At 49.2% G+C, this 14,436-nt stretch carries 12 protein-coding genes; 9 read left to right on the forward strand and 3 right to left on the reverse strand.

Going from position 1 to position 14,436, the window contains the following annotated elements; genetic code table 11:
• The first annotated feature begins 211 nt into the window (after positions 1–211).
• The 5 genes from polA to H5336_RS11175 all read left to right on the forward strand — a co-directional run bounded on the left by polA (position 212) and on the right by H5336_RS11175 (position 6,941).
• Positions 212–2,932 (forward strand): DNA polymerase I, encoded by a 2,721-nt coding sequence (gene polA / locus H5336_RS11155; RefSeq protein ID WP_185234181.1) that lies wholly within the window; start codon positions 212–214, stop codon positions 2,930–2,932.
• A gap of 143 nt (positions 2,933–3,075) precedes the next feature.
• Positions 3,076–3,411 carry a zinc ribbon domain-containing protein YjdM gene (locus H5336_RS11160; protein ID WP_185234183.1) on the forward strand — a complete coding sequence of 112 codons (336 nt, stop codon included), beginning with the start codon at positions 3,076–3,078 and terminating at the stop codon, positions 3,409–3,411.
• Between the two features lie 95 nt (positions 3,412–3,506).
• A complete protein-coding gene (locus tag H5336_RS11165) occupies positions 3,507–3,932 on the forward strand; it encodes a GFA family protein (RefSeq protein WP_185234185.1) in 426 nt (141 codons plus the stop codon).
• Positions 3,929–4,564 (forward strand): glutathione S-transferase family protein, encoded by a 636-nt coding sequence (locus H5336_RS11170; RefSeq protein WP_185234187.1) that lies wholly within the window; start codon positions 3,929–3,931, stop codon positions 4,562–4,564. Before H5336_RS11165 ends, H5336_RS11170 begins: the two co-directional genes overlap by 4 nt.
• A 250-nt stretch (positions 4,565–4,814) precedes the next feature.
• Positions 4,815–6,941: a beta-propeller domain-containing protein gene (locus tag H5336_RS11175; RefSeq protein ID WP_185234189.1), complete on the forward strand. Its 2,127-nt coding sequence runs from the start codon at positions 4,815–4,817 to the stop codon at positions 6,939–6,941.
• Between the two features lie 391 nt (positions 6,942–7,332).
• On the opposite strand, the gene H5336_RS11180 is transcribed toward H5336_RS11175, so the two are convergent.
• Together H5336_RS11180 and H5336_RS11185 are read right to left on the reverse strand one after the other, a co-directional pair.
• Positions 7,333–8,010 carry a hypothetical protein gene (locus H5336_RS11180; RefSeq protein ID WP_185234191.1) on the reverse strand — a complete coding sequence of 226 codons (678 nt, stop codon included), beginning with the start codon at positions 8,008–8,010 and terminating at the stop codon, positions 7,333–7,335.
• 144 nt (positions 8,011–8,154) lie between these two features.
• Complete coding sequence (locus H5336_RS11185; RefSeq protein WP_185234193.1) at positions 8,155–9,486, reverse strand: MATE family efflux transporter; 1,332 nt, start codon at positions 9,484–9,486, stop codon at positions 8,155–8,157.
• Between the two features lie 307 nt (positions 9,487–9,793).
• Here H5336_RS11185 and coxB point away from each other — a divergent pair, with 307 nt between their 5' ends.
• The 4 genes from coxB to H5336_RS11205 are packed head-to-tail and all read left to right on the forward strand — an operon-like array spanning position 9,794 to position 14,095.
• Positions 9,794–10,933, forward strand: coding sequence for a cytochrome c oxidase subunit II (coxB, locus tag H5336_RS11190; protein WP_185234195.1), 1,140 nt, complete (start codon positions 9,794–9,796; stop codon positions 10,931–10,933).
• A 13-nt stretch (positions 10,934–10,946) separates the two neighbouring features.
• Positions 10,947–12,497, forward strand: a complete 1,551-nt coding sequence (ctaD, locus tag H5336_RS11195) for a cytochrome c oxidase subunit I (RefSeq protein ID WP_185234197.1) — start codon at positions 10,947–10,949, stop codon at positions 12,495–12,497.
• A 27-nt stretch (positions 12,498–12,524) separates the two neighbouring features.
• Positions 12,525–13,154 carry a cytochrome c oxidase assembly protein gene (locus H5336_RS11200; protein WP_185234199.1) on the forward strand — a complete coding sequence of 210 codons (630 nt, stop codon included), beginning with the start codon at positions 12,525–12,527 and terminating at the stop codon, positions 13,152–13,154.
• A gap of 20 nt (positions 13,155–13,174) precedes the next feature.
• Positions 13,175–14,095 (forward strand): cytochrome c oxidase subunit 3, encoded by a 921-nt coding sequence (locus H5336_RS11205; RefSeq protein WP_185234201.1) that lies wholly within the window; start codon positions 13,175–13,177, stop codon positions 14,093–14,095.
• A 76-nt stretch (positions 14,096–14,171) separates the two neighbouring features.
• Here the strand turns inward: H5336_RS11205 and H5336_RS11210 are convergent, their stop codons facing one another.
• Positions 14,172–14,426, reverse strand: coding sequence for a DUF2909 domain-containing protein (locus H5336_RS11210; RefSeq protein WP_185234203.1), 255 nt, complete (start codon positions 14,424–14,426; stop codon positions 14,172–14,174).
• Positions 14,427–14,436 lie beyond the last annotated feature (10 nt).

Consider the following 14,436-nt stretch of genomic DNA (forward strand, 5'->3'; position numbering starts at 1 on the left):
ATTGCTTCACTTTGCGTAAATACTGCAGCCACAAGTAAGTGGCGAGCCAAGGCGAAAAAATACCACAGATTCAGTGCTGTAAATAAGGGAAAACCGTGAAAGCTGTGAAACAGACCGAGCCCGGCTCAATTCAGCTGATACCCAAACGGATATTCGCGGCTAAATTCGTTAGAATTCGGCCCCTTCGAAAAAAATATCCGGAAAAGAGTTTATGACTACCAAGCCTGTGCTCCTGGTTGATGGTTCTTCCTACCTTTATCGTGCCTTCCACGCCATGTACAAAGTCGATTTACGCAATGCGCAGGGGTTTCCAACCGGTGCTATACGCGGTGTAGTGGCAATGCTTAAGCGGCTGGAAAAAGACTACCCGGAAAGCCCTGTAGCGGTGATATTCGACGCAAAAGGCAAAACTTTTCGCGATGACATGTACAGCGACTACAAAGCCAATCGCCCGCCAATGCCCGACGACCTTCGCCTGCAGGTCGAGCCGCTGCACACCATCATCCGTGCGATGGGGTTGCCGCTTATTGTTATAGAAGGCGTAGAAGCGGACGATGTAATTGGCACCTACGCCCGCCAGGCCACCGAAAAAGGTCTAGATGTAGTGGTATCGACCGGTGATAAAGACATGGCCCAACTGGTGAATAATAAGGTCACCTTGGTGAATACCATGACCGAAACCACCATGGATATCCCCGGTGTTGAAGAGAAGTTTGGCATTCCCCCGGAGCTCATTATTGATTACCTCGCGCTTATGGGCGACAAAGTAGACAACATTCCCGGTGTGCCGGGGGTAGGTGAAAAAACCGCGTTGGCTCTGCTGCAAAATCTGGGCGGTCTAGATTCCATATATAGCCGCCTGGAAGAAATAGCCGATTTGGCGTTTCGCGGTAGTAAAAAAATGGCCGCCAAGCTAGAAGAAAACAAAGATAACGCTTATTTATCCTACCGGTTGGCCACCATCAAAACCGACGTAGCGCTTGAGCAGGCGATAGATGAATTGAAACACCAGCCCGCCGACAACGAGGTGTTACTAAAATGGTTTACCGAGCTAGATTTTAAAGGTTGGTTGGATGAACTAGAGGGAGAGCCTGCGGCCGTGGCAGAGGCTGGCCCCGCGATTGAAACCCACTACCAAACAGTATTAGAGGAAGCCGCGTTTAATGCGTGGTTGGAGAAACTGAAAACCGCAGAGCTTATAGCCTTCGATACCGAAACCACCAGTCTTAACTATATGGAAGCCGAAATAGTTGGTGTGAGTTTTTCGATCAATCCCGGTGAGGCTGTCTATGTACCGGTGGCCCACGACTACCTAGGCGCCCCCGAGCAGCTATCACGAGAATTCGTATTAAACGCCTTAAAACCGCTGCTGGAAAACCCGGAGCTGAAAAAAGTAGGGCAAAATTTAAAATACGATGCCAACGTGCTGGCAAATTACGCTATTCAATTAAAAGGCATCGCTTTCGATACCATGCTCGAAAGCTACATTTTTAATAGCATATCGAACCGCCACGATATGGATACCCTAGCGGAGACCTACCTCAATCATAAAACAATTCATTTTGAAGACGTAGCCGGCAAAGGTGCAAAGCAGCTTACTTTTAATCAAATACAGCTAGAAGAAGCAGGGCCCTATGCCGCGGAAGATGCCGACATTACCTTGCGCTTACACGAAAAACTTTGGCCGCAATTGGCGGAGCAAAGCGGCCCGAAAAATGTTTTCGAGACTATCGAAGTGCCTCTAGTACCCATTCTTTCAAAAATTGAACGCAATGGTGCGCTGCTAAACATAAAATCTCTGGCGCAGCAAAGCCACGAACACGGCGAAACCATGGAGCGCTTGCAACGTGAAGCCTATGACCTTGCGGGCGAAGAATTCAATTTAAGTTCACCCAAGCAGTTGGGCGCAATTTTATTCGAAAAGTTAAACCTACCGGTTATTAAAAAAACGCCCAAGGGCGCAGCTTCCACCGCCGAAGAAGTTTTGCAGGAGTTGGCGTTAGATTACCCGCTGCCGAAACTGTTAATGGAATACCGGGGCTTGTCCAAGTTAAAAAGCACCTATACCGACAAGCTGCCACAAATGGTTAACCCACGAACGGGTCGCGTTCATACCTCGTACCATCAAGCGGTTGCCGCTACAGGGCGTTTATCCTCTAGTGATCCAAATTTACAAAACATACCGATTAAAACCGAAGCCGGTCGCCGTGTACGCCAGGCGTTTATTGCGCCCGAAGGCTACAAAATTTTGGCCGCCGACTATTCACAGATAGAGCTGCGCATTATGGCGCACCTGTCTGGCGACCAAGGGTTGAAAAAAGCCTTTGCCGAAGGTTTAGACGTACACAAAGCAACGGCGGCGGAAGTGTTTGGTATGGAGTTGGAGACCGTCACGGTCGACCAACGTCGCAGCGCCAAAGCTATTAACTTTGGTTTGATATACGGCATGAGCGCTTTTGGTTTGGCCAAGCAGTTACACATTGGCCGCAACGATGCCCAGCAATATATCGATACGTATTTTGACCGCTACCCTGGTGTAGCCGAATACATGGACCGTATACGTGCGAGCGCAGCGGAAAAGGGTTACGTTGAAACGCTAATGGGCCGGCGTTTGTACCTACCGCAAATTAACGCCCGTAACGGCCAGCACCGTCAGGCCGCCGAGCGAACCGCCATTAACGCGCCCATGCAGGGAACCGCAGCCGATATTATTAAACGCGCAATGATCGATGTAGACGCTTGGCTGGAAAAGGAAAACGTGGATGCACAAATGATTATGCAAGTGCACGATGAATTGGTGTTGGAAGTGGCAGAAGCACAGGTTGAAGACGTATCAAAAACGCTGTGCGAGCGTATGGCCAAGGCCGTTGAACTAAGTGTACCGTTGTTGGTTGAAGCCGGCATTGGCGACAATTGGGATGAAGCACATTAATTCGCTTTCAGCGAGGATTCGGGAGCGCTCGCTTCTGGATTCTGCAGCGGGCTTTGCCCTGCTGGAAGCAAGACAGATTAAAACTCTTCCTCTGGTCGGGTAGAGTTTTACCAAACCCAACGATTTAATTTTGGAAATAGATAATGTCCAACCTCCCCCATTGCCCTTCCTGTGACTCCGAATTCACCTACGAAGACCGCGACCTGTATGTGTGCCCTGAATGCGCCCACGAATGGTTGCAATCGGGGGAGGCAGAAGAAACTGAAGCGGTGATAAAAGATTCAAACGGCAACCCATTGGCCGATGGTGACACCATTACTGTTATCAAAGATTTAAAAGTTAAAGGGTCTTCGCTGGTGGTAAAAGTGGGTACCAAAGTGAAAAATATTCGCCTAGTGGATGGCGACCACGACATCGATTGTAAAATAGAGGGCATTGGGCCGATGAAGCTGAAATCTGAATTTGTAAAAAAAGCTTAGCCTTAGGCTTTGTACTTCCTTTAATACGTTCATCTTACTTTGATGTGAGTACCGCTAAACTTCCGGTTTTACAAAGTAATGCAAAGGAAAGTGGTATGGCCTCCCTCTCAGCCTCCGGAAGCTGCCTATGTGGCAGCATTATCATTAATTGTGCTTCCCTCAAGCCCCACGTGGGTGCTTGCCACTGCAATTTGTGTCGCAAATGGTCCAGCGGACCGCTTTTCTATGTAGAAAGTGAAGGTGAATGCCAGATCAGTGGCGAAGATGAGCTTACGTTTTTCGAGTCTTCTGTCCGGGCTGAGCGTGCTTTCTGTAAAATATGCGGCAGTAATATTTACTATCGTGATAAATCCAGTGGGCACCTGGCCTTCTCGGCGGGCCTGTTTGCCAACGACCTACCGGTCAATTTTAACATGCAACTGTATATTGACGAAAAGCCCAGCTATTACCGTTTGGCAAATGACACAAATTCAATGACAGGCGCCGATATTTTGGCCTACACGCAAAAGGAGCAAGAATGAAACTGATTATTGGAAATCAAAATTACTCCAGTTGGTCGCTAAGGCCTTGGCTACTGCTAAAACATTTTGGTGTTGAGTTTGAAACTGAAATGTTTTGGCTATCGGCGGAAAATAGACGAGAAAAACTTGCCACCTATTCGCCTTCATGCAGAGTGCCGGTATTGCTCAACGACAATGTTAGCGTGTGGGATACGCTGGCAATTTGTGAATATGTAAGCGAACAGTTTCTAGCGGGCAAGGGGTGGCCGGCGGCTATTGCAACACGCGCAAAAGCACGCGCCGTGGTCTGTGAAATGCACGCGGGTTTTACCGCTATTCGCAATGAATTACCCATGAATTGCCGCGCCACACGCACGTTAACGCTAAGCGAAGATGTGCAGCGCGAAATAGAGCGCATCGACACGATTTTCAGTGAAGCATTGGGTCCCTGGTTATTCGGTGAATTCACCATTGCGGACTGCTTTTTTGCGCCGGTGGTTTTTCGCTTTAAAACCTATGGCGTAAAGCTTTCTGAAAAAGCCGGTCAATATGGTGAGCGGGTTTTAACTCACCCGGCAATGCTGGAATGGGTGACAGCGGCATTAAAAGAAACAGAAATTTTGCATGAAGATGAAGCCGGGGCCAACGCCTAGCGCGCATGTGTGAGTGACTAAGTTTGAGCCTGTTTAGGTTTGGCTAGCTGTGAAGTTGAATTAGCCAAAAGAGGCAATGGCGCAAAAATACATTCTTTGATTTTTGGCGTGTGGATATAGTGATTTAACGCCTACATTTTGTTAACAGACAGGGCCGTTGCATAAAAGGTAGCCTGCCGCTAAATCTGCAGCCCTTAAACGAAGTACAAGGGAAACCGACTGATTTATAGTTCCCAAGGAGAGACTTTCGATGAAACGACTATTGTTGACGATTGGTGTCGTCACCCTTTTTACGGCTTGTGATGGTGGTTCTGATACCGACAACTTGGACCCTAAAGATGGGGCGATCATTTCTTACGACCTGCTGAAAGCGCCTAAGCCTTCCTCTGAGGTGCTGCAGTACGCTACCAGCGAACAATTACTGCAACTATTAAGCAATGGCGTGCGCCGTGACGTGCACAACACCAGAGACTTTATTGCCCTGGGTGAGCCGAACTTTGCTTTTGAATCGAGTGTCTCCCCTGCAGCGGAGTCTGCATCTGACGCCAACGCGGATAATAGCTCACGCAGTTTCTCCGGCACCAATACTCAGGTATTCGGTGTAGACGAAGCAGACCACGTGAAATACGACGGTGAATACCTTTACGTGCACGCATGGCCACGATGGGTAGATGGTGAGTCTACGGGGGACAGTATAAAAATTCTCGCCACAGACCCCGAGACGGCAACGGCTTCGCCAGTAGCAGAAATCCCATTCAGCGACAGTAGTTACAGCGCATTGGAGTTGTATTTACTGAACGATGAACCGGCAGAAGGCGCACCGGTTAACGCGCCGGCAGATGCATTGGTTAGCTTAAATAGCTCTGGGTTTATTGGTTTTTGCGGTGTGGGTATTGCGGACTGGGGGTGGTACAACACCCACTATTCTTCTGCCGTTAAAATTCATGACTTAGAAAACCCCGCGGAACCTGAATTGACATGGGAGCTGGAATTAGACGGCATGCTGCATAACAGCCGAAAAATTGGCGACATGCTGTATTTGGTTACCAGTTATCTACCTCAACTTAGCGTGCTAAAAGACACCGCCGACGGTGGCGCGCCTGCTCTTTTGGACCATAGCGGTAACGACTTAACCGACCTTACCGAAGATGCACTAAGCGATTTGAGTATTGCCGACCTTTTGCCGGGCTATCGTATTAATGGCGGTGAGCGCCAGCTGTTAACAACCGGTGATGAATGTTTGGCAAGTGCGGACCTTGACGAATACCAGGGGTATCGCAGCCTTCACCATATTGTCGCCATCGATCTACGCAAGCAGGTGGTAGCAAAATCGGTGTGTTTAAGTACGCCGGTAGAAAATATTTATAGTTCTACCGATGCGCTTTATCTGGTAGCAACGGAATACGGCAACAATTGGCGTGAAAGCTACTCGGTGATGCATAAATTCAGCCTTGCTGATAACACCGTAGATTACGTGGCCACGGGCTCGGTACCGGGCAATTTGGGTTGGTCTAGCCCCTCTTTTCGCATGGACGAGTACCAAGATCACATGCGGATACTCACCAGCAGTATCAGTGACGATGGTGAGCGGGAGCACCGTTTGTGGGTGCTAACGGAAAACACCGAGGCCAAAACACTGGACCTAGTGAGTATGTTACCGGCCGAAGACAGCGATCAGGCCATTGGGAAGCCCGGTGAAGATGTTTATGCGGTGCGCTTCTGGGAAGACAGAGCCTATGTGGTGACCTTCCAGCAGACAGATCCGCTGTATATTCTGGACCTTTCTAACCCTGCGGCGCCGCAAATTGCTGGGGAGTTAGAGCTACCAGGGTTTTCGACCTATTTACACCCGATAGATGACGACTATGTATTTGGATTTGGTCGTGAAGCAACGGAACAAGGCATACAGCTAGGGTTAAAAGCGGCGCTATTCGACGTGAGCGATCCGGCGAACCCTGCAATAGCGGGTGAAGTTACCATGGGGGGTAACTGGAGCTGGAGCGATGCACTTTACGATCACAAATCGCTCTCGTTCCTGCGTCACAGTGACGATGAATTGCGTATTACCCTACCCGTTACCTTGGGTGGCGGGGGTGTACTCGATGGTGGTGGTGAACTTTCGTTCTCGCCTAGCGAAAACACGCGCATGCTGGTGTTAATGAACGTTAGCGGGTTAACGCAAGATCAGGCCAGTTTAGGTCTTCAGGGCGCGATGGTAGTCGATAGTGCTACCGATCAACTGTGGAGTTCTTACAGTGCGTTTGGCCGTGGAATTTTACACGGGGATGCCGTGTACTACGTAGAGGAACCGAGTGTGTGGGGCGCTTTTTGGTCCGACCCCGATACTGTGCTTGGCCCTTTTAACGGAGAGCAATAGGCGCTGCACATAAAATCGCGGTGGTTCCTAGATTGAAATACTAGGGTAAAAACCTTCGAACAGCTCCCATCAGTTACTCCCGCCAAGGCGGGAGTCAAGTATTTTCAGGGCCTATGGGAGTACGTAAAAATAGCTTCCGCTTTCGCGGGTACAATCAAAATTTGAGTTTGAATTGCGCTGGGCCAATGTAAACGCCGACTGTGCATAGGGCAAAAGCCATTAATAGAAGCGCCCATAAATACTCGTGGCTAGAATTATTCAGGCTACCCATGCACTACGCTGAGTAATGCAGATGTTGTAGTGTGGCCATATCATATCCCAGCGGTAATGGGGTACTGTTTGACCCGTGTTCACGTTTTTAAGCGTGTGTAGTGGCGGTGGGGGGCTGAAACTAGTGGATTGACCCACCCTGGGGCTTGTGCGCAAGCTTCAGCTTTATTGCAGAGTCTCCGGCCAAACACGGCCACTTCTCAATAGCTTCTTTCCAGTCATCGTTATTGTGAGTATGCAAATAGTTTTCGAAATGGGCATTGCGGAAAAAACTGTCGGTTTCGAACAGCGATTCCATTGAGTAGTGCACGGCGAGGTCGAGTTGATTGGCAAACTGATCTCCAAGAATATCGTGCACAACAATATTGGAGAGCGTCATATCCATGGGCGATAGCGGCAAGCCGCTGGCCATCATCACGCGGTCGTTTACTTCTTCTATTAAACGGTGGGCTAGGTAGGCTTCATCGATCAACGCCAGTAAACCATCGTGACCTTCAAGTAGTTCGGGCGGTTCGAAGAAGTAGTCTTCGGCGATCACCAAAAATTTTTTCGCGTATTCATACACACCGGCCGATTTGGTAATTTCAGCCAGGGCTTCGAGGAAGTCGGGAACGTGCTCTATATAGTGAGTGATGAATTCCTGCAGCACATCCACGCCGTTTCCCTGGGGAAGAGAGATGGCATGGTGCAGCTCCGGCAACTTCGCTTCCAAAAAGTCTCTTAACCGGTGATTCTTCGCCTCAATCCTGTGAGCTTCAGCTATGGATTCGCGGATGTACAAAATTCGTTGCTCAATCATATAAAACGTGGGCAGAACGGGCGTGTAAAATCAGGGGGCCGATAACAGTATTACAGCATTTTCTCTACGGGCTTTATGTTAACTCGTGCGCCATTTTTACGTTTACAGCAATGTCGGAACGCTTCCCTCCAGCGAAATGGATGTTTAGAACCATTTGTGCCTTGCGCTTAGAGTATAGAAGGCCCAGCCCAGGCTTGCTCCGCGAATCGTGTTAAAAATAAGAAAAGTAATCCATAGGCCATGGTTGAGCAGAGCTTGGGTGAACCACCATAAAGGCAGAAATCCAGCGAACACCGCGACCACCATGGTTAATAGCATGATCCGGGTTTTTCCGGCACCAATAAAGATACCGTCGAGTATGTAGGTCCAAACGCTGACTAACGGGAAGAGCACCAACCAGTGGTAGTGACTGGCGACGGACTCAGCGACGGCGGAAATATTAGTGAACAGCCCGATCAACGGCTGTTTCACCACTAGCAGGCCCGTGGAAACGACCAGCGCCAGCACAATAGCAGCGCTAAAATTGGCACCGCAGCTGCGTTTAAAGCCGTTGAGGTCCTTTTCACCCAAGGCCTTGGCACCCATGGCTTCGGCGGCGTGGGCATAGCCATCTAAACCAAAAGACTGAAACAGTACCAGTTGCATGAGAATGGCGTTGCCTGCGAGAACGACTGGGCCCAGTTGCCCACTCTGAGCGGTAAAAAAATTGAAGATAAACAAGAGTAGTGCGGTGCGAATAAACAGGTCACCGTGGAGCCTTAATTGCTCCGCCCAGGCATTGCCATCAAGCAGTGATTGCAGGCTGGGGCGATGCCAGCGGATGTTTAAATAGCGCCGCAGTGCATAGCCGCCCAACCACAGCGCGAGCATCCCTGCAAACACTTCGGCAATTAACGTTGCCCATGCGGCACCGTCACTCTTCCAATCGAACACCATAATAAACAGTACATCGAGACCAATGTTGAGGGCATTAGCGGCGACGGTGATCACAAGGGGCAAGCGGGTGTTCTGTAGACCAATCAACAGCCCTATCACCACAAAGGTAATAAACGCGGCCGGCGCGGCGGTGATGCGAATGTGGCAATAGCGTGTGGCCAGCTCGGCAATTTCGGGGTTGGGCGCCATCCAGCCAATAGCGATGGGTACTATCAGCCACTGCAGAGCAATAAGCGCAAAGCCGGCTATAACCGCCAGCGCCATACTTTGACCGAGCTGTCGCTGTAGCAAGTCGGTGTCCCCGGCGCCGAAAGCTCGGCCGACGAAACTGGTGGTGCCCATACGTAAAAACGCGAACATCCACAGTAACAGCGCAAGAATATTGGCACCTATAGCCACAGCACCGAGGTAAAGAGGGCTTTCCAGGTGACCAAGCATCGCTGTATCGACTATACCCATCAGTGGAGCCGAAATATTGCTGAGGATCATCGGCCAGGCCATGTGGAAGGCCTTTTTATGGGGTAACCCTTTGAAATGCATGGTCTTTATCCGGGCCGGTTTGAATAAGAATGGCCCATAATTGTACAAAAAGTGTTAGTTTTATGCGCCATTGGAATAAAAAATACTAAATGCAATGGCCATCACCACTTACTATATTGCACTGGCTGCCGTTATAATCGCGGCCTGCGACTTGGTGTCGCACCTAAATTGGCGCTTTTTCAATGATTTGGCGCAAATAAATGCAGGAAACTCTGAACAAGCCTAATTGGTCTTTGGCGACCTAGACTTGTTCAGAGTTTGCTAAAACAATAATGAGCAAACAATAATTTCAAACGGAGATGGGGCGATGTTAAGTTTTTCCAAGCGGTCGTTCGCTCTGCTACTTGCGATAACTGTTTTGGTAGTGCCCGCTATGGCTACCGCAGGTGAGTGGCGACTGAACATGACCGAAGGCGTAACCTCCGTCAGCCAGGAGGTATTCGGCCTCCATATGACGATTTTGTGGTGGTGCGTCGCCATTGGTGTTGTGGTCTTTGGGGTAATGTTTTACTCCATGATCGTTCACCGCAAGTCCCGTGGCGCTAAAGCTGCGAATTTTCACGAAAGTACCACGCTGGAAATTATCTGGACGGTTATTCCCTTCCTTATTCTTATCTTTATGGCCATTCCTGCTACGACTACGCTTAAAAAGCTCTATGACACCGATAATGCCGATATCGACATTCTGGTGACGGGTTACCAGTGGAAGTGGAAATACGAATACCTTGGCCAAGAAGTCAGCTTCTTCTCCAACCTGAGCAAAAAATCTCAGGCACAGGTGTACAACAAAGAAAAGAAAACGGAAGACTACCTGTTGGATGTCGACGAGCCGTTGATTATTCCAGTGGGTAAAAAGGTTCGCTTTCTGGTGACCGCCGCCGATGTTATTCACAGCTGGTGGGTACCTGCACTGGCGGTTAAGCGCGATGCTATACCGGGTTATGTCAACGAAAGCTGGACCTACGTGGAAGAGCCTGGCACTTTTGTGGGCCAGTGTGCGGAGCTTTGCGGCAAAGACCACGGCTTTATGCCGATTGTGGTCAAAGCTGTTTCGCAGGCTGATTACGACGCCTGGTTGGCGAAAAAGCGCGAGGCCACATTGGCCATTGCCGAAGCGGCCAAGCAGACTCTCAGTTTCGAAGAGCTCTACAGTCAGGGTGAAACGGTTTACAACGAACGTTGTGCAGCCTGTCACCAAGTTGATGGCCAAGGTGTTGCGGGCATGTTCCCTGCAATTGCCGGTAGTGCTGTTGCCGTGGGTGAGATGAATAATCACCTGGGCGTGGTACTCAACGGCGTCAACGGAACAGCGATGCAGGCCTTTGGCGAGCAGTTAACGCCGGTTCAGTCTGCAGCCGTTATCACTTTTCAGCGTAACGCGTTTGGCAATAACATGGGCGATAGTGTCCAGCCAATCGACGTCGTGAATTTCCAGCAAGGCCAATAAGGAGAATAACTTTATGGCACATGGTCCTGCTCAAGGATTTACTCGGTGGTTATACACCACCAACCACAAAGACATTGGTTCAATGTACCTGTGGTTTTCGTTCGCCATGTTTTTTCTTGGCGGTGTTTTTGCTCTAGTCGTCCGAGCTGAGTTATTTCAGCCCGGGTTGCAAATTGTAGAGCCTAACTTCTTTAACCAGATGACCACCATGCATGGCTTAGTGATGGTGTTTGGTGCGGTTATGCCCGCGTTTGTGGGTTTGGCTAACTGGATGATACCGATGATGGTCGGTGCTCCGGATATGGCCCTGCCACGCATGAACAACTGGAGCTTTTGGATTTTGCCCTTTGCGTTTGCAATGTTGGCGTCCACGTTGTTTATGGAAGGCGGAGCCCCCAACTTCGGTTGGACATTCTACGCACCATTGTCCACTACCTATGCACCTTCATCGGTAACCTTCTTTATCTTCGCAGTACACATTATGGGTGCTTCGTCGATTATGGGTTCCATCAACATTATTGCGACTATTCTGAATATGCGTGCACCAGGCATGACATTGATGAAGATGCCGCTGTTTGTATGGACATGGCTGATTACCGCCTACCTGCTTATCGCGGTAATGCCGGTATTGGCCGGTGTGGTAACCATGATGCTGATGGATATTCACTTCGGTACCAGCTTCTTTGATGCGGCCGGTGGCGGTGACCCCGTATTGTTCCAGCACGTGTTCTGGTTCTTTGGTCATCCAGAGGTGTACATCATGATTCTGCCCGCATTCGGTATAGTGTCAGCGATTATCCCCACCTTTGCCCGCAAGCCATTATTTGGTTACAGCTCCATGGTATACGCCACAGCCTCTATCGCTTTCTTAAGCTTTATTGTGTGGGCGCACCATATGTTTACCGTGGGTATGCCGTTGTTTGGTGAGCTGGTGTTTATGTATGCCACCATGCTGATTGCGATCCCAACCGGGGTGAAGGTTTTCAACTGGGTGACGACTATGTTCAGGGGTTCTATGACCTTTGAAACGCCCATGCTGTTCTCCATTGCCTTTGTGATTCTGTTTACCATCGGTGGCTTTTCCGGCTTGATGCTGGCTATGGCTCCGGCCGATTTCCAGTATCACGACACCTACTTTGTTGTCGCTCACTTCCATTATGTACTGGTACCGGGTGCTATCTTCTCCATTACCGCAGCCGTCTACTACTGGCTGCCCAAGTGGACGGGCAACATGTACGACGAAACCCTAGGTAAAGTACATTTCTGGATAGCCTTTATTGGTTTGAATGTAACCTTCTTCCCGATGCACTTCTCCGGCCTTGCCGGTATGCCGCGGCGTATTCCCGACTACAACCCACTGTGGGCAGACTGGAATATGATTTCATCTATTGGCGCGTTCCTGTTTGGTGCTGCTCAGCTCATGTTCCTATACATCGTGATTCGCACCATTGTCGGTGGTAAGAAAGCTACAGCAGAAGTGTGGGAAGGTTCGCATGGTTTGGAGTGGACAGTGCCTTCACCGGCGCCCTACCACACCTTTACTACGCCACCTGAGGTGAAGTAAATTTTTAGCAAATAAGGCAAGGTTGTAATGAATACAAGCAGTGAAAAAAAAGCTATTAAGGCCAGCATTATTAAATCGCTGAGTTTAGTGGTGGCTATGTTTGTATTCGCTATGTGGGTGATGCCACCCCTTTACAACCTGTTTTGTGAAGTGACTGGCCTGAACGGTAAAACCAAGGGCCAGTACATAGCGGTTAGTGCCGATGTGGATAAAAGCCGGGTGATAACCGTACAGTTTGTTGGCACCAATAACGAAAATATGCCCTGGGGTTTTAAACCAAAGGATTTTTCGTTAAAAGTGCATCCGGGTGAGTCAGTTGTAACCGACTTTGTTGCCCACAACCCAACCGGCAATATTATGGTTGGGCAGGCAGTACCCAGTTTGGTACCCCACAACGCCACAGACTACTTTCACAAAACCGAGTGTTTCTGCTTTAACCAGCAAGCGCTAGGGCCAGGCGAAACAACCGATTTGGGTTTACAGTTTATTGTCGATCAAGCAATACCCAAGGGGGTGAATACCATCACCCTTTCTTATACATTGTTTGATGTTACCGAAATTTCGCCAGACGCTGTTGCCCACAAGCAGCAAGAGCTGGAAGCAAAAAATAATCAAGAATCGGAGCTTACCGATTCACCCACATTAACCGCACGCTGAGAAATAGCGGGGTAGGATAAATGGAACAAAAACACGAAACTTACTATGTTCCCGAGCAGAGCAAGTTACCAATACTGGCATCCCTTGGTTTGTTTTTAACGGTATTTGGTCTTGGGAACTGGATGAACGAAATGTCCGCCGACAAAGACGGCAGCGGCGCTACAATATTTTTACTCGGCTTTGTGCTTTTGGCCGCTGTACTCTTTAAGTGGTTTTCCACCGTTATCGACGAAAACATGAAAGGCCTAAACGGTGCACAGCTTAAGCGCTCCTATGTTTGGGGTATGGGTTGGTTTATATTTTCTGAGGTTATGTTTTTCAGCGCCTTCTTCGGGGCTTTGTGGTACTTGCGCAATATATCGTTGCCTAGCTTAAGTGAAGGGCCCACAAGTGAATTGTTGTGGAATGACTTTAAAGCCGAATGGCCACTCATGACTACGCCCGATATGGCGAAAGGTGTTGAAAGTGGCGTTGTAGGCCCAGATCAAAACATGAGCAACCCCGGCGTGGGTAAATGGACAAGTTGGTTGCCCTTCTGGAACACGGCGGTATTGATTACCTCCAGTTTCACGGTACATTTTGCCCATACGGCACTTAAAAAAGACAACAAAAAGCGGTTCAACATTTGGCTCGGTATTACTGTCGCGCTGGGCATTATTTTCTTAATCTTGCAAGTGGAAGAATATGTTCACGCCTACAGCCATATGGGCCTTACCCTGGAAACAGGTGTATACGGCACCACCTTCTTTATGCTCACTGGTTTCCACGGCCTGCACGTTACCATGGGTACTTTTATGCTACTGGTGCAATGGCTGCGTTCGGTAACCAAGGGCCACTTCAGTCACAGTGACTGCTTTGGCTTCGAAGCGTCCAGTTGGTATTGGCACTTTGTAGATGTGGTATGGGTTGGTCTGTTCCTCTTTGTTTATATACTGGGATAAAAACGCCACACATCAGTTGTCTGGCGACGGAAACCAAAAAGCTCCCCTGTTTATGGGAGCTTTTTTTTAGCTTCGCTTATTGCTGAGTAGCTGGCGCCTGTCGGTGTTCCCCCCAAGGAGCCGTATTCGATAATTTTCCGCTGTAAATACCGTAGCCAATGGTTCCCATGAGTGCGGCTGCAAGGGTAACCCTCACACCTAGCGCAATAAGCGTTCTTTTCGATTCTGAGCGGCTTATATCCTTGACCAGAAAAACCAGCCCGCTACTGAGGCTGGCAACCATGGCAATAAACAGTATGATGATGGCGATTTTTAAGCCTGTGGTGCTCATACATTATTTT

This window comes from Teredinibacter franksiae, assembly GCF_014218805.1.
GTDB lineage: Bacteria > Pseudomonadota > Gammaproteobacteria > Pseudomonadales > Cellvibrionaceae > Teredinibacter > Teredinibacter franksiae.